We start from the raw sequence: 19,470 nt of genomic DNA, 5'->3' as shown, positions 1-19,470 counted from the left end.
ACTGGGCGACAGTAGGGTGCGCTGCCCGATGTAAGCACTGGGCGGGAGCGAGCCGCGCCGCCCGACGTAAGCACTAGGCGGGAGTGGGGTGCACGGCCCGACGTAAACGCTGGGCGGGAATGGGGTGCGCTGCCCGACGTGAGCACTGGACAGGAGTGGGTGCGCTGCCCGGCGCTGGGGCGGCGCGGATGGGTGCGCCGGTGTCCCCGCAAGCGCCGGGCCCCGTGGCTCACCCCGCCCGCCACCCACCTCGGCGGGCCCCCGGACGGCCCCGGCTGCCCGTGGAGAGCCGCGGGGGCGGTCGTGCTCACCCGTGCCGCCCGGGAGTACCTCCCGGAGCCTTGAGGCACCGACTGCCCGCGGGAACGGGAACGCGAAGGGGCGACCACCGTGCGGTGGTCGCCCCTTCGGCACGTTCTCGGTCGGCCTAGTGGCCGCCCTGCTCGTCGCGACGGCGTTGCCAGCGTTCCTCGATGCGGTCCATCATCGAGCGGCGTTGTCTGGTCTGGCGGCCCGCCTGCGGCGTGCCCGGTGTGCCGACGGCCTGCTCTCCCGGCTTGGGCGCCTTGCGCCAGCCGGTCACCGCGAGGACCGCGCAGCCCAGCATCACGAGGAACCCCACGACACTGAGCCAGACCTGCTGGGCGACCATACCGGCCATGAGGAGCGCAATACCCACGAGGAAGCCCGCGACCGCCTGGTAGACCCGTCGCCGGGTGTACGTACGCAGCCCGCTTCCCTCGAGCGCTGTCGCGAACTTGGGATCTTCGGCGTACAGCGCTCGCTCCATTTGCTCGAGCATGCGCTGCTCGTGCTCCGAGAGCGGCACGGAGTCCTCCTCATCGTGCAGTCGCCGGGGCGACCCGGGGGGTCCCTTCAGGATAGGCAGGGAATCGCCCCCGTGAAACCCGCCCCTCTGCGCCAATTGGCCAACCGGTACCAGCCATCACGTCCCGGCCCGCTGAGGCTTCTCATTCCCCGGCGGCCGGCCCGTCATGCCGGGCGGTCTCCCTCGATCATACGGCGCCAAGCCGCCATTCGGGGGGCCTGTGGCGCACTCCATGCGCGGCGGGACCGGCGGACGCGCCGCTGATCAGCGGCGCGTCCCGGCAGCCGCTCAGGCCTCCGGGGTCTCCTGTGTCTCACCGAGTACGTGAAGTTGCGTGGCCACGGAGTGGAAGGCCGCGTGCTCGGCCGCCGCGGCCTCCAGCCTCAGCAGCGCGTCCAGGGCTCCGGGCTCGGTGTCGACGAGCACGCCGGGGACGAGGTCGGCGAAGACCCGCACCCCGTGCACGGCGCCGACCCTCAGGCCCGCGCCCTCCACGAGCGCGGTGAGCCGGTCGGCGGTGAAGCGGCGCGGCACGGGGTCGCCGGTGCCCCATCGGCCGTCCGGATCGTCGAGCGCCTGCCTGGCCTCCGTGAAGTGACCGGCGAGGGCCCGGGCGAGCACGGCACCGCCGAGGCCCGCGGCGAGCAGGCTGAGGACGCCGTCGGGGCGCAGGGCCGCCACCGCGTTGCGGACGCCTTCGGCGGGGTCGTCGACGTACTCCAGGACGCCGTGGCACAGCACGACGTCGTAGCCGCCGCGCTCCGCCACGTCGAAGAGGCCCCGGACGTCGCCCTGGACGCCCCGCACCCGGTCGGCGACACCGGCCTCGGCGGCGCGGCGCTCCAGGGCGAACAGCGCGTTGGGGCTGGGGTCGACGACGGTCACCCGGTGGCCGAGCCGGGCGAGGGGCACCGCGAAGTTGCCGCTGCCGCCACCGGTGTCGAGGACGTCCAGCGCCTGCCGTCCGGTCGCCTCGACCCGACGTTCCAGGGCGTCCTGGAGGACCTCCCAGACCACGGCGGTACGGAGGGCGGCGCGGGGCCGCATCGGGTCCGACACGGTAGTTGACTCCTCGGCGGGGCGCCGCCTGGTCTTCGGCGGAGCGATCGGGTTTCAGGCGGTGTCCACCCTATGGCCTGTGCCGTGGTTTCCGGCCACCTGGCCGAGGGGCTAGGGGGCCGCGCGAGGTGTTTCGCCTCCTCCGTCCCTTCCCGTCCCGTCCTCGGGGGCCTCGCCCCCGGACCCCCTCCGCGCGCTTCCCCGCGCCGCCGGGAGGGGCAGGACCGGCTGGAGGACCAGCATGCGTTCGACCAGGCGGAGGAACATCGCCACGTCGCGTATCAGGTCGTCGGCGTCCCGGCCGCTCGCCGCGCCCTGGATGCCGGCCTCGGCACGGGCGCGGCGTCCGGCCCCGGAGGCGAACAGCGCGCTCCAATCGGCGAGTTCGGGCGCGATCTCGGGGAGCACGTCCCAGGCGCTCCGTATCCGGGCCCGGGCCCGGGGCGAGGTCTCGGGCCGGCCGCGGGCGGCGAGCACGGCGGCGGCGGTGCGCAGGGCGGCGAGGTGGGCCGTCGCGTAGCGCTCGTTGGGTGTCTCCAGGACGGACGCCTCGTCGAGTCCGGCACGGGCCTGGGCGAGCAGGTCGAGGGCGGCGGGCGGGGCCGTGGCGCGGCGCAGCACGGGGTGGATGTCGCTCGCCGGGCCGTTCAGTGAGGGGGCAGGGCCGGTTGCGCGGGGCCGACGGGCGGCGGCTGCGGACGGGTTGGCCATGACGAACCTCCTGTCGTCTTGGTGACGGCTCCCCTCCCAAGAGGTGCCGTATGTACACATCGTGAGGTATGCCACTGACAATCCGTTCTGACCTGGGCTTTTGCTTCGATCGACTGTTCGCGTTAGTTTTTGAACTGACCAGTCAGTTCAAAAACAGGGGGATGCGGTGGACGGTCCGTCCGGATTCGCCGTCACGGCCCGCGACTTCGGTCTGAAGGGGCCCCGGGGGTGGGTGTTCCGCGGGGTCTCGGCCGACGCGGAGCCCGGTTCGCTGATCGCGGTGGAGGGGCCGTCCGGGTCGGGCCGCACCTGCCTGCTGCTCGCCCTCACCGGCCGGATGCGGCCCACGGAGGGCCTGGCCAGCGTGGGCGGGCTGGAACTGCCCCGGCGGATGTCCGCGGTCCGCCGGGCCAGCGCCCTCGCCCACGTCGGCGGCGTCACCGACCTCGACCCCGCCCTCACCGTCGGCGAACACCTGCGCGAACAGAACCTGCTGCGACGCCGTTTCGGCGACTCGCCGTTCCTCCGGCCGCCACGTCCGCGCACCGCGCGGGCCGCCGAGGAGCGGCGCCTCGTCGACACGGCCCTCACCAGCGCCGGACTCGACCTCGCGGCCCTGCCCAAGGGCGCGCGGACCGCCGTACGGGACCTGGAGCGGGTGGAGGCGCTGCGGCTGTCGCTCGCGCTGGCGCTGCTGGGGCGCCCCCGCCTTCTCGGTGTGGACGACGCCGACCTGAAGCTGTCGCCCGCCGAACGGGACACGGTCTGGGCCCTGCTGCGGTCCATCGCCGGCGCCGGCACCACCGTGCTGGCCGTGTGCGGCGAGGCACCGCCCGACGCGACGCCCGTCCGCACGGGGACCGGCCGCCTCGACGACGGGAAGGAGACCGCCGGTGCGATCACCGCGACTGGCCGCTCTTGAACTGCGGCGCTTCGGCCGGGGCAGGCTGCCGCGCGCGGCCCTGGTCGCCCTGCTGGTGCTGCCGCTGCTGTACGGCGCCCTGTACCTGTGGTCGTTCTGGGACCCGTACGGCAGGCTGGACCGGATCCCGGTGGCGCTGGTGAACGACGACGAGGGGGCGCGCGCCGGCGGGAAGCGGATCACCGCGGGCGACGACATCGCCGAGGGGCTGCTCGACAGCGGCACCTTCGACTGGCGGGAGGTGAGCGCGGCCGAGGCCCGGCGGGGCGTCGAGGACGGCACGTACTACCTGTCGCTGACCCTGCCCGCCGACCTCAGCCGCCGCATCGCCTCCGGTTCGGGCGGCTCCCCCGAGGCGGGCGCCCTCCGGGTGCGCACGAACGACGCCAACAACTACATCGTCGGGCAGATCTCCCGGACGGTCTTCGGCGAGGTGCGCCGGGCCGCGTCCACGAAGGCCTCGCGCTCCTTCCTGGACCGGATCTTCGTCTCGTTCTCGGACATCCACGGCGAGACCGTGAAGGCGGCCGAGGGGGCCGACGAGCTGAGCGGCGGCATCGGGAAGGCGGAGAAGGGCTCCGAGGACCTTTCCGACGGCCTGGCGGACGCCCGCAAGGGCAGCCGGAAGCTCTCCAAGGGGCTGAAAGACCTCCACGAGGGCGCCGGTGACCTGGAGGACGGCTCGAAGAAGGTCGCGGACGGCACGCGGAGACTCGCCGACAAGGTGAACGCGGTCGACGCCGAAGCGGGCCCGTTCCTGAAGGACAACGAGAAGACCATCGGCGACACCGCGCGGTTCGTCGCCGACTCGGCCGGAAAGCTCCGTGAGGACCTCGACACCCTCGAGGAGGAGGCGCCGGCCGCCGTGAAGGACACCCGCGCGGCGTCCGAGACCATGGACGGCATCCACAAGGCACGCTGCGAGGACCCCGTCCTGCCCGACGCCGCCTGCCCGGACCTGGAGAAGGCCAGGAACGCGGCGGCCACGGCGGCGGACGTCGCCGCCGACACCGGCGCCCTGGTCACCGGCCACCGCGACGACCTGAAGAAGCTCGACACCCGCCTCGCCGCCCTGGAGAAGCAGGCCCGGACGCTCGCCGACCGCGCCCCGCACCTCTCCGAGGACCTCGACGACGCCGTCACCAGGATCAACGAGCTCGACGCCGGGGCCGGCAAGGTCGCCGCCGGCGCGAAGAAGCTGAACAAGGGACTCGGCACCGCCGAGACCGGCGCCACGGACCTGGACGAGGGCGTAGGCGAGCTGAAAACGGGCGCGGACGACCTGAACGGCGGCCTCCACAAGCTCGTCGACGGCTCCGGCGAACTCGCCGGCGGCCTGCACGACGGCGCCGGGAGGATCCCCGACTACGACGAGCGGGACCGCGACCGGCGCACCGAGGTGATGGCCGACCCGGTCCGGCTCGTCTCCCACGACCCGCACAAGGCGCCCGACTACGGCACCGGCTTCGCCCCGTACTTCATCCCGCTGTCGCTGTGGGTGGGCGCGATGGTGGCGTACATGCTGATCGCGCCGATGAACCGGCGCGCGCTCGCGGCGGGCGCCTCCGCCTGGCGGATCGCGCTGGCGGGCTGGCTGCCGGTGGTGGCGATCGGGGTGCTGCAGACGCTGGCGCTGATGTCGGTGCTGCACTGGGCGCTCGGGCTGCGGATGGCGCGGGCGGCCGGGACGGTGGGCTTCCTGTTCCTGGTGACGGCGTGCTTCGCGGCGATCGTGCAGTGGCTGAACGCGCGCTTCGGCGCGGCCGGCCGGATCCTCGTCCTCGCGCTGCTGATGCTCCAGCTGACCTCGGCGGGCGGCACGTACCCCGTGCAGACCAGCCCCGGCTTCTTCAACGCGCTGCACCCGTTCCTGCCGATGAGCCATGTCGTCGGGGCGCTGCGGCGGCTCATCACGGGCGGCGGGCTCACACCGGTGTGGCAGGCGTGCGCCGTGCTCGCGGCCTTCACCGCGGGCGCCCTCGCGCTGACCGCGCTGTCGGCCCGCCGCCGCCAGGTGTGGACGGTGGACCGCCTCCACCCCGAGCTGAGCCTTTGAACGGGCGCGCCGGTGCTCCTGTGAGAATCAGGGCCATGGAACGCAGCAGCACCACGCCGGGCGGCAGTGCCCGCCGCGAGGCCACCCGGCAGAAGCTCTACGAGGCGGCCGTCACCCTCATCGCCGAGCAAGGCTTCTCCGCCACCACCGTGGACGAGATCGCCGAGCGGGCGGGGGTCGCGAAGGGCACGGTCTACTACAACTTCGCGAGCAAGTCGGTCCTCTTCGAGGAGCTGCTGCGACACGGGGTCGGTCTGCTGACCGCCTCGCTGCGGGAGGCGGCCGAGCGGACGGCCGCGGAGGGCGGCGGCGGGGTCGACGCCCTGGACGCGATGATCCGCGCGGGGCTCGTCTTCATCGACCGCTACCCGGCCTTCACCCAGCTGTACGTGGCCGAGCTGTGGCGCACCAACCGGGCCTGGCAGTCCACGCTGATGGTGGTGCGGCAGCAGGCCGTGGCGGTGGTCGAGGGCGTGCTGCGCGAGGGCGTGGCGAACGGCGAGTTCAGCGACGAGATCGACGTCCCGCTGACGGCGGCGGCGCTGGTCGGCATGGTGCTGGTGGCAGCGCTGGACTGGAAGTCCTTCCAGCCGGAGCGTTCCCTGGACGACGTGCACTCCGCCCTGTCCCGGCTGCTGCAGGGGCGGGTCAGCGGCCGCCGCTGAGTCCGGGACGGACGAAGGCGCCGGCCCGGGGTGGCCGCGTCCCCCGCGGGCCACCGTCGGACCGGCGCCTTCCCTGCTCCCCCGTACGTTCCCCCGTGCGGTCGTCCCACGGGTTCCCCCGTGCCTCGCTCCCGCCGACGGTTCCGGCGGAAGGAGCGGATCGCGGGCCCGTACCGTTCCGGCGCCCCGTGTCGCCGGTTCCGGGGCGGGGCCCCTCTCCGTGGTCTCCACTCTCCCGTTCCCGGGGGCCGGCCCCCATCCGCGCGCGTACTCAACTCGGCGGCTAGGTACGGGTACTCAGGGCCGCGCACGCGTGCCCACGGCCCGGCGCCGCCGACTGGGGCCCGGGACGGGGGCGCGGGTACTCGGGACGGACTGCCGGCGGTGGCGGATAAAGTCCCTGGCATGGCACGGATTGCGGTGATCGGCGCCGGGATGGGCGCGATGGCGGCCGCCGCCCGGCTGGCCGTCGCGGGCCACCGGGTGACGGTGTACGAGCGGACGGAGACGTACGGCGGCGCGCTGCGCCGACTCGAGCGGGGCGGGTTCGCCTTCGACACCGGGCCCGGACTGCTCCCGCTTCCGGCGGTCTACCGGGACCTGTTCGTGAAGACCGGCAGGGAGCCGCTGGAGGAGTGCGTCGAACTGGTCCAGGTCGACCCGTCGTCGCACCACGTGTTCGCGGACGGTACGCGCGTGTCGCTGCCGAACGCCTCCCGCGCGGGCGTCGTCTCCGCGCTGGAGGAGAGCCTCGGGGCGGACGCGGCCCGACGCTGGGGGGACTTCCTGGTGCGGGCCCGGGAGGCCTGGGACCGGTCGCGCCGGCCGCTGCTGGAGGAGCCGCTGTGGCCCAACTGGCGGGTGCTGGCCGAGCGTGAGCCGTATCCGGCGGTCCCGCACAGGAAGTTCCTGCGCACGCGCACGGCGGGCACGCTCGCGGAGGTCGGGGCGTGGGAGCTGCGTGATCCCCGGCTGATCGCGCTGCTGGAGGGCCACGCCCTGGCGTACGGCCTCGACCCCCGCTCCACCCCGGCGAGCGCCGCGGTGCTGCCGTACATGGAGCACGCCTTCGGCATGTGGTACGTGCGCGGTGGCATGCGGGAGCTGGCGCGGGCGGTGTACGAGCGGTGCCTGGCCCGCCGGGTGGAGTTCCGCTTCGGCGCGGAGGCCGCCGGGATCCTGGAGGAGGACGGCCGGGCGGCGGGGCTGGAGCTCGCCGACGGCACCGTCACGGAGGCGGACCTCGTGGTCGCCGGGGTGGCCCCCGGGGTGCTGGACCGGCTGAGCCGGGGGACGCCGGTGCGCGGTGCCGGCGAGGTCCCGGCCCGGCGGGGGACGGCGAGCCGGGTGACGGTGGCGCTGGCGCTGCGGGGCGGGCGCCCGGAGGGGACCCCGCACCGCACGGTCGTGCACGCGGAGGACCGGGAGGCCGAACTGGCGTCGCTGTCCGGTGCCTCCGGGGACCTGCCCCCGCGGCCCACGGTCACGGTGCTGCGGCCGGACGACCCGGCGCTGGTCCCGGACGCCGGCCACGAGGCGGTCACGGTGACGTCGGTGGTGCCCGCCGGGACCGAGGGGGCCCGGGACTCGTACGCCGAGCGTCTGATCGCCGTCGCCGAGCGTGCCGTGCCCGGCCTGCGCGACCGGCTGCTGTGGCACGAGGTGCGCACCCCGGCCGACATCGCCGGGGAGACCGGCGCGGAGGGCGGTGCGGTGCCGGTGCCGGCGCTGGCCGCGGCGGACGGACGGCTGCTGCACCCGGCCAACGGCACCGCGTTGGCGGGACTGTTCACGGCCGGCGGCTGGTCCCACCCCGGCGGCGGGCTTCCGCACGCCGGGATGTCGGGGGCGCTGGTGGCCGGACTGATCGTGGAGGGGCCGGAGTTCCGCGGGTCGCAGTGAGCGCGCTCAGTAGCGGTACTGCTCGTCGTACCCGGTGCCGCCGCCGTTGCCGTGCGTCTGCCCGTCGCCCTGGTACGGGTACTGCTGCTGCTCGGGCGGGAGTTCACCGCCGTACGGGTCGTCGGCGGTGCGCTGCTGCGGGACCCACAGGCCACCGGCCGGGGTCTCGCCGCCGTAGCCCTGCTGGGCGTACGGGTCCTGGCCGTAGTCCTGCTGCTGGGGGTACTGCTGGGGGTCGGCGTAGCCGGTGTCGTACGAGGTGTTCCCGTAGGCCGGGTCGCCGGTGTACGGGTCGGAGTAGGCCGCGTACTGCTGCTGGCCCGTGGTGTCGTAGCCCTGCTGCTGGCCGTAACCGGAGTAGTCGTAGGCGTAGTTGGGGTCGGCGCCCTGGGCGGCCGCCGCGTACTGGTCCTGGGACGGGGCCGCGTACCCGGTGTCGCCGTAGACGCCGTAGGAGCCGGTGTCGTCGGGCATGGGCTGCGGCTCGTAGACGGCGGTGGCCCCGTCGGCCGCCGGCTGGCCGGGGCGGGCGGCGGGGGTGAACACGTCGTCGCGGTCGTAGTCGTCGTCCGCGTGGCCGGGCCGGTCGTGGTGGCCGTCGCCCTCGTCTCCGTGACCGGCGCCGGGCGTCTCCAGGTCGGAGACCTCCAGGGTCGGCTCCTGGCGTCCGCGGTCGCCGCGGCGGCCCTTGACGGCGGCCAGCACCGGCGCGTTGACCGCCCAGCCGGCCGCGAAACCGCGGCGGAACGACAGCGTCACGTAGGTCTGGCCGACCGCGAAGGCCGCGGCGCCCAGCCCGATGACGACCACGGACGGGATCAGTACACCGAGCACGACACCGAGGAAGCCGCCGAAGGCGAGCAGCCGCCAGCGCAGGCGCGCCTTGTACTGCAGCAGTACCTCACCGAGCAACCACAGCGCGACGATGCCGAACGCGATGTAGAGGACCGTCCAGCCCATGTACGCCCCTCTCCCAGTGGTCGCTACTCAGTGTGTCGTATATGAGTGCGACCGGTCTAGGCCCGCGGTGGGTGGTGCAGGCCCAGGTTCTCGTAGATTTCCAGGGTCGCCGTGGAGTTGTTGAGCGTGATGAAGTGCAGTCCGGGCACTCCCTCGGCCAGCAGCCGGGCACAGAACTCCGTGGCGAACTCGATACCGATGGAGCGTACCGCCGCCGGATCGTCCTTCGCTGCGAGGATCCGCTCTTTGAGGGCCTCCGGGAACGCGGCGTTACTGAGCTTTGGCAATCTCTCCAGCATCTTCACGCTGGTCACCGGCATGACTTCGGGGATCACCGGGGTCGTGCAGCCCGCCGCGTGGACTCGGTCACGCAGCCGCAGATAGGACTCGGGCCGGAAGAACATCTGGGTGATCGCGTAGTCGGCCCCGGCCCGGCACTTGTCGACGAAGCGGGCGACGTCGGTGTCCCAGTCGGCCGACCGCGGGTGCATCTCCGGGAAGGCGGCGACACCGACGCAGAAGTCGCCCGACTCCTTGATGAGCCGGACGAGTTCGGCCGCGTAGGTCAGCCCCTGCGGGTGCGGCACCCAGTCGCCCATCGGGTCGCCGGGCGGGTCGCCGCGCACGGCGAGCATGTTGCGGATCCCGGCGTCGGCGTACTGGCCGATGATGTTGCGCAGTTCGGCGACGGAGTGGTCGACCGCGGTGAGGTGGGCGACCGGGGTGAGGGTGGTGTCGGCGACGATCTGCTGGGTCTCCTTGACCGTGCCCGCGCGCGTGGAGCCACCCGCGCCGTAGGTCACGGAGACGAAGTCCGGGGCGACCGCCTCGACCCTGCGCAGCGCGCTCCACAGGTTCCGCTCACCCTTGGGGGTCTTCGGTGCCGAGAACTCGAACGAGAACGTCGTCTTGCCGGCGGCGAGCATGTCGCGCACGGTGCGTGCGCGGTCAGTCCTGGTGGATGCTGTTCCGAGGGCCATACCGGCAGGTTAGCCAGGGGGCGGCGGTCCCCCAACCGGATGCGGGACATTTGTCTGGAATGCCGACTTGTTGTCCACCCCTTGGACAGTCCTGAGACGTGCGGGGGTCATCCGGCGTTCACGGGCGCCGCCTGCCGCAGCCGCTTCGCGAACTCGGCCGCCGCCGCGCCCGGGTCGTCCGCCTCGGTGACGGCCCGTACGACGACGACCCGGCGGGCGCCGGCGTCCAGCACCTCGTCGAGGTTGCCGAGGTCGATGCCGCCGATGGCGAACCAGGGGCGCTCGGTGCCCAGGGCGGCGGTGTACCGGACCAGGCCGAGGCCGGGGGCGTGGCGGCCGGGCTTGGTGGGGGTGGGCCAGCAGGGGCCGGTGCAGAAGTAGTCCACGCCGGGCTGGACGGCCGCCGCGGCGGCCTCGGACTCGGCGTGGGTGGAGCGGCCGATCAGGACGCCGTCGCCGAGGATGGCGCGGGCGGCGGGGACGGGCAGGTCGCCCTGGCCGAGGTGGAGGACGTCGGCGCCGGCGGCGTGGGCGACGTCCGCGCGGTCGTTGACCGCGAGCAGCTTGCCGTGCCGGGCGCAGGCGTCGGCGAGGACCGCCAGGTGCTCCAGCTCCTCGCCGGCCTCCATGCCCTTGTCCCGTAGCTGCACGATGTCGACCCCGCCGGCCAGGACCGCGTCCAGGAACTCCGGGAGGTCGCCCTGCCGCCTGCGGGCGTCGGTGCACAGGTAGAGCAGGGCGTCGGCGAGCCGGGCGCGAGCGGTGGCGGTCACAGGAGGGTCCCCCAGGGTGTCGGCGGCGTACGGACCCGGCGGGCCCGGTATGGCGTGGGCGGGCACTCCGGCCGTCACGGGCCGGCGGAGCGCGCACCGCAACGGACCCTATGCCGCCGCGCCGACGACCGCGAGACGCCCCTCACGGGCCACCGCACCGCCTCGGACACCGCGGGCCGCCCGCCTCCGGTGCGCGGGAACCCCGGTGCGTGGGAACACCTCCGGCCGGAATCCCGGTGGTCGCGGCCCGGCGAACGCCTCCTTGCGGACGCGAGCCCGTCCCCACGTCACGCGGCCGGCCCGCCGCCCGCCCCGGGCTCCGTACCGGCGCGGGTTCCCGCGGCCGGGGCTCGACGCCCCGGCCGGCGGTGTCCGGATCGTGGACGGTCAGGGCCGGGTCAGACCGCGAGCGCCTGGGCCCGGCGCTTCACCTCCGTGCCGCGGTTCTCGCTGAGCGCCTGGGCGGGGGTGCCCGGCAGGGAGGGGTCGGGGGTGAAGAGCCACTCCAGCATCTCTTCGTCCGTGAAGCCGTCGTCCCGCAGGAGCGTCAGGGTCCCGGTCAGGCCCTTGACGACCTTGTCCCCGTCGATGAAGGCGGCGGGCACGTGCAGCGCGCGGTTCTCACCCCGGCGCACGGCGATGAGCTGGCCCTCCTTGACCAGCTGCCGGACGCGCGTCACCTCGACGCCGAGCATCTCGGCGATGTCGGGGAGGGTGAGCCAGGCGGGGACGAGAGCATCGATCTTTGCGTCAATCTCGGTCACGGGACAAGCCTGCCATCTGCCACCGACAGTCGGAAGTCAGCCCCGCCCACCTGGGCGGACGCGCCGGTCCGGGAGTGTCACGCCGTCGCCGACTTCAGGGGCCGCGCCGGGTCCGCCAGCGCCTCCGCGTCCATCGCCGTGCCCGCCTCGATCAGCCTGCGCCCCTGCGTCAGGTCCCGGGGCCGTCCCACCGTCAGCAGCGCGACCAGGCGGGACCCCCGCAGCCAGCAGACGCTCCACGCCGCCTCGGCGGGGTCCCCGCGCCACACCGTCCGGTCGGTGTCCGCGTGGTGCCCCGCGTACTGCACGAAGCGCCCGAACTGCTCGGACCAGAAGTACGGCACCGGGTCGTAGACCACCGGCTCCCGGCCGGTGGCCGCGCCGAGGATGTTCACGGCGACCGTGCGCGGCCCCTGGAGGGCGTTGTCCCAGTGGTGGACCAGGAGGCGCTCGCCGTAGCGCCCGGACGGGAAGGACGCGCAGTCGCCGACCGCGTACACGTCCGGCAGGGAGGTCGCCAGATGACGGTCGGCGACGACCTCCCCGTGCGTCCCGAGCTCGATCCCGGAACCCGCCAGCCAGGAGGTGGCGGGCCGGGCCCCGATGCCGACGACCACGGCGCCCGCGGGCAGCCGCGTACCGTCGTCCAGGACCACGGTGCCGGGCTCGACGCGCTCCACGCGCGCGTGCGTGCGCAGCGTGACGCCGGCCTCCGCGTACCAGGCGGCCATCGGAGCGGCCACCTCGGCGGGCAGCACCCCGGTGAGCGTCCGTTCCTCGGCCTCCACGACGGTGACCGCGCAGCCCGCCTCGCGGGCCGCCGTGGCGAACTCCGCGCCGATCCAGCCGGCGCCGACCACCACGACGTCGTGCTGCCGCGCGAGCACCGGCCGCAGCCGCGCGGCGTCGTCCAGGGTGCGCAGCAGGTGCACGCCGGGCACGCCCTCCGCGCCCGGCAGCCGGACCGGTTCCGCGCCGGTGGCGACCACCAGGACGTCGTACGGGACGGGCCCGGCCTCCGTGTCCAGTTCGTGGTCGCCGGGCCGCAGGCCGAGCACCTCGCAGCCGAGCCGCAGTTCGACGCCGGCGTCCTCGAAGTCGACGTCGAAGGCGGAGTCCTCGGCCTTGCCGAGCAGTACCGCCTTGGACAACGGCGGCCTGTCGTACGGCTGGTGGGGTTCCGCGCCGATCAGGGTCACGGCGCCGGTGAAGCCCTGCTCCCGCAGGGCGAGGGCGGTCTGCACGCCGGCCATGCCCGCGCCCGCCACCACCACCCGCCGCGGCTCGGACCGTCCCGGTCCCTGGGTCTGCTCGCTCACCCGATCACCTCAGACACCTGACGCCGCATCATCGCCGAGCTGCTCCACCACGCTCGTCCCGCTGCCCGGCTGCGACTCCCACTCCCAGCTCTCCTCCAGCCGTACCCGCCCGTCGGGCAGCTCCACGACCGTCGACACGCAGTGCCCCGAGGAGGTGGTGCCGTCCCGCTTCAGCTGCACGTACCGGAAGTCCAGCCGGTCTCCCGCGCGGGTGCCCACCAGGTGCCCGCGCACGACGTCGCCGCCCGCGTACTCGGCCCAGATCTCGCCGCCCCGCTCGTGGTAGACGAACCGGGTGCGGGTGCCGACCTGGCCGGGGGCCTGGTCGGCCACGGGGGCGAGGACGAGTCCGTCGAGCGATGGTGCCACGCGGAGGCTCCTTTACAAGCGTTAGGGTGACCAACGTACAAGCACTCGCGGGAGCCCGGACGCACCGGGCTGAGAGGGAGGCTTGCGGCCTCCGACCGTACGAACCTGATCCGGGTCATGCCGGCGAAGGGAGGGGCTGGACGCCCATGTCGCCCACGCGCACCTCAGACGTCCTCGTCGTCGGGGGCGGAATCATCGGTCTGGTCACGGCCTGGCGGGCCGCGCAGCGCGGCCTCGCCACGGCCGTGGTGGACCCCGAGCCGGGCGGCGGAGCCGCCGGGGTGGCCGCCGGGATGCTGGCCGCCGTCACGGAACTGCACTACGGCGAGGAGACCCTGCTCGGTCTGAACCTCGCCTCCGCGCGGCGCTATCCCGGCTTCGCGGCCGAGCTGACCGAGCTGACCGGCCACGACCTCGGCTACCGCGCGTGCGGCACGCTCGCCGTGGCACTGGACGCCGACGACCGCGCCCACCTGCGGGAACTGCACGCCCTGCAGCAGCGGTCGGGGCTGGACTCGCAGTGGCTGTCCGGGCGGGACTGCCGGCGCCTGGAGCCGATGCTCGCGCCGGGGGTGCGCGGCGGCCTGCGGGTGGACGGCGACCACCAGATCGACCCCCGGCGGCTGGCGGCCGCGCTGGTCACTGCCTGCGAACGCGCGGGGGTGACCGTCCACCACGCGTGGGCCGAGCGGCTCGTCGTCGCGGGGGACCGCGCGACGGGCGTGGTCACGGCCGACGGCACCGAGCTGGGCGCCGGGCAGGTGGTGCTCGCCGCGGGCAGCCTCAGCGGGCGGCTCGCGGGCGTCCCCGAGGAGGTGCTGCCGCCGGTGCGCCCCGTGAAGGGGCAGGTCGTACGGCTGACGATGCCCACGCGGCACGGTCCCTTCCTGAACCGGACCGTGCGGGCCGTGGTGCGCGGCAGCCACGTCTACCTGGTGCCGCGCGACAACGGCGAGCTGGTGATCGGGGCGACCAGCGAGGAGATGGGCTGGGACACGACGGTGACCGCGGGCGGCGTGTACGAGCTGCTGCGCGACGCCCACGAGCTGGTCCCCGGCATCACCGAGCTGCCGCTGACCGAGACCCGGGCCGGACTGCGCCCCGGCTCCCCCGACAACGCGCCGCTGCTCGGCCCGACGGAGCTCGAGGGGCTGCTGCTCGCCACCGGCCACTATCGCAACGGCGTCCTGCTGACGCCGGTCACCGGCGACGTCATGGCGGAGGTCCTGACCACCGGCACCCTGCCGGAGGTGGCCCGCCCGTTCACCCCCCGGCGCTTCGGCGCCGCCGTCCGCACGGAGCAGCCCGCATGAACGTCTCGGTCAACGGGGAGCGCAGGGAGTTCGCGCCCGGCACGGCTCTCGACCTCGTCGTGAAGTCGCTCACCACGGCGCCCTCGGGGGTGGCCGCCGCCCTCAACGAAACCGTCGTCCCGCGCGCGCAGTGGCCCACCACGCCCCTCAACGAGGGTGACCGCGTGGAAGTCCTGACCGCCGTCCAGGGAGGCTGACCATGGCCGACGATCCGTTCCTCCTCGGCGGTACGTCCTTCACGTCCCGCCTGATCATGGGTACCGGCGGGGCGCCGAGCCTCGATGTGCTGGAGCGGGCGCTGGTGGCGTCCGGGACGGAGCTGACGACCGTCGCGATGCGGCGCGTGGACCCCTCGGTGCACGGATCCGTGCTGTCGGTGCTGGAGAGGCTGGACATCCGGGTGCTGCCGAACACGGCGGGGTGCTTCACCGCCGGGGAGGCGGTGCTCACCGCGCGCCTCGCGCGGGAGGCGCTCGGCACGGACCTGGTCAAGCTGGAGGTCATCGCCGACGAGCGGACCCTGCTGCCGGACCCGGTCGAACTGCTGGACGCGGCGGAGACGCTGGTCGACGACGGGTTCACGGTGCTGCCGTACACGAACGACGATCCGGTGCTGGCGCGGAAGCTGGAGGACGTGGGGTGTGCGGCGGTCATGCCGCTGGGGTCGCCGATCGGGTCGGGGCTGGGGATCCGCAACCCGCACAACTTCGAGTTGATCGTGGAGCGGGCGGGGGTGCCGGTGATCCTGGACGCGGGGGCGGGGACGGCGTCCGATGTGGCGCTGGCGATGGAGCTGGGGTGCGCGGGGGTGATGCTGGCGTCCGCCGTGACCCGGGCGCAGGAGCCGGTGCTGATGGCTTCCGCGATGCGGGGGGCGGTGGAGGCGGGGCGGCTGGCTCGGCTGGCGGGGCGGATTCCACGGCGGTGGTTCGCCGCGGAGGCGTCGTCTCCTGCGGAGGGCTTGGCTGTGCTGGATCCGGAGCGGCCGGCGTTCTGACGGTGGCGTTCGCTGGGGCTGGGCGGGGGTGGGTTTCGCTTGCCGGCGCTTGCCGGGTGCCGCTGCGCCCACCCGTGCCGCCCCAGCGGCACGATTGCCCGCAGCTGCGGCGGTACGCACGTCACAGGTCCGCTTCAACGAGGGGCGAGGCGGCGAGGGGTGTCGGTGGGGGCTCGTAGACTCACTGCGTGGACACGACCCTTCAGGACCCTCTGGTCGGGCAGGTGCTCGACGGCCGGTATCGCGTCGAGGCGCGGATCGCGGTCGGCGGGATGGCCACGGTCTACCGGGCCGTGGACACCCGTCTGGACCGCATCCTCGCGCTCAAGGTGATGCACCCCTCCCTCGCGGCCGACGGCTCGTTCGTCGAGCGGTTCATCCGCGAGGCGAAGTCGGTCGCCCGGCTGGCCCACCCCAACGTGGTGCAGGTCTTCGACCAGGGAACCGACGGGGCGTACGTCTACCTGGCGATGGAGTACGTCGCCGGCTGCACCCTGCGCGACGTGCTGCGCGAGCGCGGGGCGCTCCAGCCGCGCGCCGCGCTGGACATCCTGGAGCCGGTGCTGGCCGCGCTCGGCGCCGCGCACCGGGCCGGGTTCGTGCACCGCGACATGAAGCCCGAGAACGTGCTGATCGGGGACGACGGCCGGGTCAAGGTCGCCGACTTCGGGCTGGTGCGCGCCGTGGACTCGGTGACGAACACCACGGGCACCGTGCTGGGCACGGTCTCGTACCTGGCCCCGGAGCAGATCGAGAACGGCGTCGCCGACCCCCGCGTGGACGTCTATGCCTGCGGCATCCTGTTCTACGAGATGCTGACCGGCGAGAAGCCGCACGACGGCGACTCACCGGCGATCGTGCTCTACAAGCACCTGCACGACGACGTGCCGGCCCCGTCGGCCACCGTGCCCGGCATGGCGTACGAGCTGGACGAGCTGGTCGCGTCGGCGACCGCCCGCAACCCCGAGGTCCGCCCGCACGACGCGGTGGCGCTGCTCGCGCAGGTCCGCGCGGGGCGCGGCCGGCTCACCGACGAGCAGCTCGACGCGGTGCCGCCGCAGGCCCTGGCGTCGGAGCACGACAACGCGGAGGACCGTACGAGCGTCATCCCGCGCTCCCTGACGGTGCCCCGCCCGCTGCCCGTCAACGAGGACGAGGCCGTGGACCCCGTGCACCGCACCAGCCGGTTCCGGTCCCCGCCGCCCCTGCCGCCCCGGCGCCGGACGGCGCTGCGGCGTGGTCCGGCGGCGATCGTCGTGGCCGTACTGCTGGTCCTCGGGGTCGGCACGGGCATCTGGTACATCAACTCCGGCCAGTTCACCAAGGTCCCGCCGCTGCTGGGGAAGACCGAGCAGGAGGCCAGGGACCGGCTGTCGGACGCCGGGCTGGAGGCCGGCCAGGTGGAGGAGGCGTACAGCGACACCGTGGAGCGGGGCACGGTGATCAGCACCGACCCGAAGGCGGGCGCCCGCATCCGCGGCAACGACTCGGTGTCGCTGACCCTCTCCAAGGGTCCGCAGACCGTGCGGGTGCCCGATCTCGACGGCTACCGGCTGGACAAGGCGCGGGACCTGCTGAAGGACGAGGGTCTGGAGCCGGGCATGGTCGCCCGGGATTTCAGCGACACCGTGGACCGGGGCTCGGTGATCTCCACGGAGCCGGGCAAGGGCACCGAGGTCCGCGCGGGCTCCGCGGTGGCGCTGACCGTGAGCAAGGGCAGTCCGGTGGACGTGCCGGACGTGACCGGCGGCGACGCGGAGGACGCCCGCGCGGAGCTGGAGGAGGCCGGCCTCAAGGTGAAAATCGCCGACGAGCGGGTCAACTCCGAGCACGACGCCGGGCAGGTGGCCCGGCAGACCCCCGGCGCCGGCCGGCAGGCCGCCGAGGGCGACACCGTGACGCTGACGCTGTCCAAGGGCCCGGAGATGATCGAGGTGCCGGACGTGGTCGGCGACAGCGTGGGCGAGGCCAAGGAGAAGCTGGAGGGCGCCGGGTTCGACGTGGAGGAGGACCGCGGGCTGCTCGGACTCTTCGGCGACACCGTCAAGGGCCAGTCCGTGGACGGCGGGGACACCGCGCCCAAAGGCTCGACGATCACCATCGAGATCCGCTGACCGACGGGGCCGGCGCGCGTGGCACCCTTGACGGGTGAAGAGTCACCTGTCCGGCCCCGCCCGCAACCCGGTCGGCGGCCATGTGCCCGTGGCCGGCGGCCTGCACTCCGTCGGCCTGTCCTACGCCCGTGCGCTGAACGCCGAGACGGTGCAGGTCTTCGTCGCCAATCCGCGCGGCTGGGCCACCCCGGCCGGCAACCCCCGGCAGGACGAGGCGTTCCGCGCGGCCTGCGCGGACGGCTCGATCCCGGCGTACGTGCACGCCCCGTATCTGATCAACTTCGGGTCCCACACCGAGGCGACCGTCGAGCGGTCCGTGGAGTCACTGCGGCACTCGCTGCGGCGCGGCCGGGAGATCGGCGCGCTGGGCGTGGTGGTGCACACGGGCAGCGCCACGGGCGGCCGGGAGCGGTCGGTGGCGCTGAGGCAGGTACGGGAGCACATGCTGCCGCTGCTCGACGAGCTCACCCATGACGACGACCCGTTCCTGCTGCTGGAGTCGACGGCCGGCCAGGGCGCCTCGCTGTGCTCACGGACCTGGGACTTCGGACCGTATTTCGAGGCGCTGGACGCCCACCCGAAGCTTGGCGTCTGCCTGGACACCTGCCACATCTTCGCGGCCGGCCACGACCTGACCGGGCCGAGCGGGATGCACCGGACGCTGGACCTGCTGGTGGACACGGTCGGTGAGGGCCGACTGAAGCTGATCCACGCCAACGACTCCCTGGATGTGGTCGGCGCCCACAAGGACCGGCACGCGAACATCGGCGCCGGACACATCGGCGAGGACCCGTTCCGGGCGCTGATGACGCATCCGGCGACCGAGGGCGTACCGCTGGTCATCGAGACGCCCGGCGGCAAGGAGGGGCACGCCGCGGACGTGGAGCGGCTGAAGAAGCTGCGGGACGCCTGAAGGGCCGCCGGGTCAGATCTCGGGGCCGTCCCCGGGCCCCTCCTGGTAGGAGTAGCGCTGCTCCTGCCAGGGGTCGCCGATGTTGTGGTAGCCGCGCTCCTCCCAGAAGCCCCGGCGGTCGGCGGTCATGTACTCCACGCCGCGGACCCATTTGGGGCCCTTCCAGGCGTACAGGTGGGGGACGATCAGCCGCAGCGGGAAGCCGTGCTCGGCGGTGAGCAGCTCGCCGTCCTTATGGGTGGCGAAGAGGGTGCGCTCGGAGGTGAAGTCGGCCAGCCGGAGGTTGGAGCTGAATCCGTACTCCGCCCAGACCATCACATGGGTGACGTCCGGCGCGGGCGGGGCGATGTCCATGACGGTGCGCGCCGGGATCCCGCCCCACTCGGCGCCGACCATGCTGAACTTGGTGACGCAGTGCAGGTCGGCCTCGACGGTGGTGTACGGCAGGGCCGTGAACTCCTCGTGGTTCCAGCGGTGCTTCGCACCGTCGGCGGTGGCGCCGAAGACCCGGAACTCCCAGCGTTCGGGCCGGAACTTGGGGACCGGCCCGTAGTGCGTGACCGGCCAGCCCTTCTGCAGCCGCTGCCCCGGCGGGAGCTCGAACCGCGCCGCCCCTCCTGATCCGCGCTCCCTCGGTTCGTGTTCCGCCGGCTGACCCATGTCCCCATCCTGACAGACCGGTGGCGATGCCCCCGAACCGGGCCCGACAGATTCGGTCAAACAGGAACAAAGGTGACTGAGCATGTACTTACTTACTAAGTCCATACTTACTGGACGATCTTCTCCGCCGGTGCAATCATGCGCTCCAACCCGCCAGTTCCCCC

The 19,470-nt window shown here is 73.8% G+C and carries 20 protein-coding genes and 1 riboswitch; of the genes, 10 read left to right on the top strand and 10 right to left on the bottom strand.

Annotated elements, in window-relative coordinates; genetic code table 11:
- Positions 1–138: 138 nt before the first annotated feature.
- Positions 139–345 carry a hypothetical protein gene (locus ACH5AO_RS15895; protein WP_398924858.1) on the top strand — a complete coding sequence of 69 codons (207 nt, stop codon included), beginning with the start codon at positions 139–141 and terminating at the stop codon, positions 343–345.
- Between the two features lie 82 nt (positions 346–427).
- On the opposite strand, the gene ACH5AO_RS15890 is transcribed toward ACH5AO_RS15895, so the two are convergent.
- From ACH5AO_RS15890 to ACH5AO_RS15880, 3 genes are all read right to left on the bottom strand, one after another.
- Positions 428–829: a DUF3040 domain-containing protein gene (locus ACH5AO_RS15890; RefSeq protein WP_398924857.1), complete on the bottom strand. Its 402-nt coding sequence runs from the start codon at positions 827–829 to the stop codon at positions 428–430.
- A 288-nt stretch (positions 830–1,117) separates the two neighbouring features.
- A complete protein-coding gene (locus ACH5AO_RS15885; protein WP_398924855.1) occupies positions 1,118–1,888 on the bottom strand; it encodes a methyltransferase in 771 nt (256 codons plus the stop codon).
- A gap of 111 nt (positions 1,889–1,999) precedes the next feature.
- Positions 2,000–2,599, bottom strand: coding sequence for an SAV_6107 family HEPN domain-containing protein (locus ACH5AO_RS15880; RefSeq protein ID WP_398924853.1), 600 nt, complete (start codon positions 2,597–2,599; stop codon positions 2,000–2,002).
- A gap of 166 nt (positions 2,600–2,765) precedes the next feature.
- Between ACH5AO_RS15880 and ACH5AO_RS15875 the strand changes: the two genes are divergently transcribed.
- The 4 genes from ACH5AO_RS15875 to ACH5AO_RS15860 all read left to right on the top strand — a co-directional run bounded on the left by ACH5AO_RS15875 (position 2,766) and on the right by ACH5AO_RS15860 (position 8,144).
- Entirely contained in the window at positions 2,766–3,521 is a 756-nt protein-coding gene (locus ACH5AO_RS15875; RefSeq protein WP_398924851.1) for an ATP-binding cassette domain-containing protein, read from the top strand.
- Positions 3,493–5,577: a YhgE/Pip family protein gene (locus tag ACH5AO_RS15870; RefSeq protein WP_398924849.1), complete on the top strand. Its 2,085-nt coding sequence runs from the start codon at positions 3,493–3,495 to the stop codon at positions 5,575–5,577. The genes ACH5AO_RS15875 and ACH5AO_RS15870 overlap by 29 nt, the downstream gene beginning before the upstream one ends.
- Before the next feature lie 35 nt (positions 5,578–5,612).
- Positions 5,613–6,242, top strand: coding sequence for a TetR/AcrR family transcriptional regulator (locus tag ACH5AO_RS15865; RefSeq protein WP_398924847.1), 630 nt, complete (start codon positions 5,613–5,615; stop codon positions 6,240–6,242).
- A 405-nt stretch (positions 6,243–6,647) separates the two neighbouring features.
- Positions 6,648–8,144 (top strand): phytoene desaturase family protein, encoded by a 1,497-nt coding sequence (locus ACH5AO_RS15860; protein ID WP_398924845.1) that lies wholly within the window; start codon positions 6,648–6,650, stop codon positions 8,142–8,144.
- Positions 8,145–8,150: 6 nt separating this feature from the next.
- Here ACH5AO_RS15860 and ACH5AO_RS15855 read toward each other — a convergent pair whose 3' ends face one another.
- The 6 genes from ACH5AO_RS15855 to ACH5AO_RS15830 form a co-directional block, all read right to left on the bottom strand.
- Positions 8,151–9,104, bottom strand: a complete 954-nt coding sequence (locus ACH5AO_RS15855) for a hypothetical protein (protein ID WP_398924843.1) — start codon at positions 9,102–9,104, stop codon at positions 8,151–8,153.
- A 56-nt stretch (positions 9,105–9,160) separates the two neighbouring features.
- Positions 9,161–10,084, bottom strand: a complete 924-nt coding sequence (gene metF / locus ACH5AO_RS15850; RefSeq protein WP_398924842.1) for a methylenetetrahydrofolate reductase [NAD(P)H] — start codon at positions 10,082–10,084, stop codon at positions 9,161–9,163.
- Positions 10,085–10,191: 107 nt separating this feature from the next.
- A complete protein-coding gene (gene thiE / locus ACH5AO_RS15845) occupies positions 10,192–10,857 on the bottom strand; it encodes a thiamine phosphate synthase (protein ID WP_398924841.1) in 666 nt (221 codons plus the stop codon).
- A 398-nt stretch (positions 10,858–11,255) separates the two neighbouring features.
- Positions 11,256–11,621, bottom strand: coding sequence for an Rv2175c family DNA-binding protein (locus tag ACH5AO_RS15840; protein WP_073936587.1), 366 nt, complete (start codon positions 11,619–11,621; stop codon positions 11,256–11,258).
- 77 nt (positions 11,622–11,698) lie between these two features.
- Positions 11,699–12,940, bottom strand: a complete 1,242-nt coding sequence (locus ACH5AO_RS15835) for an NAD(P)/FAD-dependent oxidoreductase (protein WP_398924840.1) — start codon at positions 12,938–12,940, stop codon at positions 11,699–11,701.
- Positions 12,941–12,949: 9 nt separating this feature from the next.
- A complete protein-coding gene (locus tag ACH5AO_RS15830; protein ID WP_398924839.1) occupies positions 12,950–13,309 on the bottom strand; it encodes a hypothetical protein in 360 nt (119 codons plus the stop codon).
- A 37-nt stretch (positions 13,310–13,346) separates the two neighbouring features.
- Positions 13,347–13,458: riboswitch (TPP riboswitch) on the top strand.
- Between ACH5AO_RS15830 and thiO the strand changes: the two genes are divergently transcribed.
- The 5 genes from thiO (at position 13,456) to ACH5AO_RS15805 (ending at position 18,646) form a co-directional block, all read left to right on the top strand.
- Positions 13,456–14,622: a glycine oxidase ThiO gene (gene thiO, locus ACH5AO_RS15825; RefSeq protein WP_398924838.1), complete on the top strand. Its 1,167-nt coding sequence runs from the start codon at positions 13,456–13,458 to the stop codon at positions 14,620–14,622. It overlaps the preceding riboswitch by 3 nt.
- Positions 14,619–14,819: a sulfur carrier protein ThiS gene (gene thiS / locus ACH5AO_RS15820; protein ID WP_398924837.1), complete on the top strand. Its 201-nt coding sequence runs from the start codon at positions 14,619–14,621 to the stop codon at positions 14,817–14,819. Before thiO ends, thiS begins: the two co-directional genes overlap by 4 nt.
- 2 nt (positions 14,820–14,821) lie before the next feature.
- A complete protein-coding gene (locus ACH5AO_RS15815) occupies positions 14,822–15,619 on the top strand; it encodes a thiazole synthase (RefSeq protein WP_398924836.1) in 798 nt (265 codons plus the stop codon).
- Positions 15,620–15,807: 188 nt separating this feature from the next.
- Positions 15,808–17,733, top strand: coding sequence for a Stk1 family PASTA domain-containing Ser/Thr kinase (pknB, locus tag ACH5AO_RS15810; protein WP_398924835.1), 1,926 nt, complete (start codon positions 15,808–15,810; stop codon positions 17,731–17,733).
- A gap of 34 nt (positions 17,734–17,767) precedes the next feature.
- Positions 17,768–18,646, top strand: a complete 879-nt coding sequence (locus ACH5AO_RS15805) for a deoxyribonuclease IV (RefSeq protein WP_398924834.1) — start codon at positions 17,768–17,770, stop codon at positions 18,644–18,646.
- 12 nt (positions 18,647–18,658) lie between these two features.
- Here the strand turns inward: ACH5AO_RS15805 and ACH5AO_RS15800 are convergent, their stop codons facing one another.
- Positions 18,659–19,306, bottom strand: a complete 648-nt coding sequence (locus ACH5AO_RS15800; protein WP_398924833.1) for a sulfite oxidase-like oxidoreductase — start codon at positions 19,304–19,306, stop codon at positions 18,659–18,661.
- Between the last annotated feature and the right edge of the window lie 164 nt (positions 19,307–19,470).

It is taken from the genome of Streptomyces sp. NPDC018964, assembly GCF_044390325.1.
In the GTDB taxonomy this organism is placed as follows: domain Bacteria; phylum Actinomycetota; class Actinomycetes; order Streptomycetales; family Streptomycetaceae; genus Streptomyces.
This window is presented reverse-complemented; position numbering and strand designations above follow the sequence as displayed.